The sequence below is a fragment of the Methanobrevibacter sp. UBA188 genome, assembly GCF_905234905.1.
Taxonomy (GTDB): domain Archaea; phylum Methanobacteriota; class Methanobacteria; order Methanobacteriales; family Methanobacteriaceae; genus Methanocatella.
The window spans coordinates 1-2,063 of record NZ_CAJOJM010000108.1 but is presented as its reverse complement, the minus strand read 5'-3'; the positions used below and the strand labels follow the sequence as shown (position 1 = coordinate 2,063).

Genomic DNA, 2,063 nt, shown 5'->3' with positions numbered 1-2,063 from the left:
AACTATTTTTTTGAATTCTTTTCTGAGATGTTCTGCATAGATCATTTTTATATCCTCTTTTCATAATTTATAGTAAACGACAAAATAAATTGCTCAATGTCATTCCGAGCAAAGCGAGGAATCTTTGTCTTCGTGATACTTTTGTGACAAAGATCCTTCGCTTTCGCTCAGGATGACATAATTTTATTTTTCTTTTGGAGAAACTTGATTTCCGTGTCCTATCCGCAATTTTACTTGACAAACACCCATTTGACGAAATTGCAATTGAACTCATTTCCGGTAATCCATCAAAACACCACTCAAAATCTTCCTCCATGCACCAAGTAGCAACAGGAATAGCATCAAATCCATTATTTTGCAAATAATAAGCCATTACTCTATTTCTAGTACAATTCCATATATTTTGTGCAGGTAACAATTCAGGATACATTGAATAATCTGTGGTAATTATACCTTCAAATCTCTTTAAATTATTAAAGCTCATTTCAGGATGGTTCCAAAAACTTTCAAACAATGCATCATCAATAAAAAAATCAATCCAATGTTTCTCGGGATTTTTAATCCCGCTTCTTTCATTATATCCTATAACATCATGTGGAATCGATTGTGTAGGTTTTAATTGTGGCATTTTGTATTTACCTACTAATGTAGCGCCGTGCCAATAATACATTTTAAAATTGTCATACTTTCTGACATTTGTTTTAAGCATAAATGCTCCTTTCTCCTGCCTTTGCAGGGTAAAAATTTTCATTGAATTCACGGAACAGATATGCTATAATAATCAAACACGAATAAGATTGCATATAGCATATCTGGGATAAACACACTGTATACTGCTTCCAACAGTATTCAATGTGTTTTTTCTTTTTAAGAACAATCAATTTAACCACTTCCTTTTCTTTTTAGGCTACGTCAATTTCTAATTGAATTAGTATTTGACGCTCATATATTACATAGTCCATAGCTCTATATCGAAGCCACTTTCTATAATAATCCAAAGCATAATTAGCTGCTTGATAACCAATCGCAAAATTTTCCATAACATTTTTTACTGTTTTTTCTTCTTTCATATTATGAATTAATGCTGGCGATGCAAGTGCATACTTTGCAAAAAATTTTGCTTCAGCCTCTTCTTCATCGCCTTCCGCTATATGACCTAAAATATAGTGTCCTACCTCATGCATAATTGTCTGACAATGTCATTATAATAAATAATCCATTCTCCATTGTTAGTCTCTAATGAATACCCATCTTCGCTATAACTTATAGCTTTCCTTCTTGCCTTTCTATTAAGTGCTGAGTATGGTATCACCGTAAGACCAATTTTTATCGCCACTTCAAACGAACTAATTGGAGTTCCCTTAATATCATATTCAACAAACATATTTGCAACTTCCTGCTTTATGTATTCATATGTTTCATCATTAAGTCTCATCATTTCCTCCTTTGTCAATTAACAATGAAATAAACTCCATTCTTTCCTCTTTTGTCATTTGCGACGCATTACGTGCAATAAGAGATTTTGCATATACTAAATCACTTTCCTTATCCATCTCCCTGTCTCCGCTAAGTAAATCATCAGCAGTTGTCCCAAGTGCCCTTGCAATTTTTAAAAGGTTTGTACCTCTTGGAACCCTATCACCATTCATATAGTGTGAAATAGCAGATTCTGTTATTCCTGTCATTTCAGACAATTGTTTTTGTGTAATATTTTTTTCGCTTAAAATCTCTTTAATACGACAATTCATTAATCTAGCCATTCTTTCTCCTCCTTACATATATTGTTTCCAAAATTAATAATGCAACAAAATTGTCACTTTGTCAACTTTTTTTGTGATTAATAATTTAAATATCTTTTTTTCCAGTGATTGATGCATATATGAAAATTACATAGTGATAATTTTATCATTTTGAACTATCAAAAAAGTGCAAAAAAAAAGACCTCATCAGTCTTTTTCATCATGTGCTGAACTCTTCACTCAATCATCATCTGCTGCAAAAAGGGTAAATTGAGGGTAAATTTCTCTTTTGAATCTCACAATCCCTTATTTTACAAGGTTTTC

At 32.1% G+C, this 2,063-nt stretch carries 4 protein-coding genes; all 4 read right to left on the bottom strand.

Going from position 1 to position 2,063, the window contains the following annotated elements; translation table 11 throughout:
- Positions 1-67 precede the first annotated feature (67 nt).
- Positions 68-751 carry a DUF4417 domain-containing protein gene (locus QZ143_RS09920; protein WP_292883806.1) on the bottom strand — a complete coding sequence of 228 codons (684 nt, stop codon included), beginning with the start codon at positions 749-751 and terminating at the stop codon, positions 68-70.
- A 151-nt stretch (positions 752-902) separates the two neighbouring features.
- Positions 903-1,184 (bottom strand): hypothetical protein, encoded by a 282-nt coding sequence (locus QZ143_RS09915; protein ID WP_292883803.1) that lies wholly within the window; start codon positions 1,182-1,184, stop codon positions 903-905.
- Positions 1,172-1,435, bottom strand: coding sequence for a hypothetical protein (locus QZ143_RS09910; protein WP_292883800.1), 264 nt, complete (start codon positions 1,433-1,435; stop codon positions 1,172-1,174). The genes QZ143_RS09915 and QZ143_RS09910 overlap by 13 nt, the downstream gene beginning before the upstream one ends.
- Entirely contained in the window at positions 1,425-1,760 is a 336-nt protein-coding gene (locus QZ143_RS09905; protein ID WP_292883797.1) for a helix-turn-helix transcriptional regulator, read from the bottom strand. The genes QZ143_RS09910 and QZ143_RS09905 overlap by 11 nt, the downstream gene beginning before the upstream one ends.
- Positions 1,761-2,063 lie beyond the last annotated feature (303 nt).

Excerpts from the sequence above, each read along its gene's own strand:
- QZ143_RS09920 (WP_292883806.1), bottom strand. The coding sequence starts at position 751 with ATGAAAATTTTTACCCTGCAAAGGCAGGAGAAAGGAGCATTTATGCTT.
- QZ143_RS09915 (WP_292883803.1), bottom strand. The coding sequence starts at position 1,184 with ATGCATGAGGTAGGACACTATATTTTAGGTCATATAGCGGAAGGCGAT.
- QZ143_RS09910 (WP_292883800.1), bottom strand. The coding sequence starts at position 1,435 with ATGAGACTTAATGATGAAACATATGAATACATAAAGCAGGAAGTTGCA.
- QZ143_RS09905 (WP_292883797.1), bottom strand. The coding sequence starts at position 1,760 with ATGGCTAGATTAATGAATTGTCGTATTAAAGAGATTTTAAGCGAAAAA.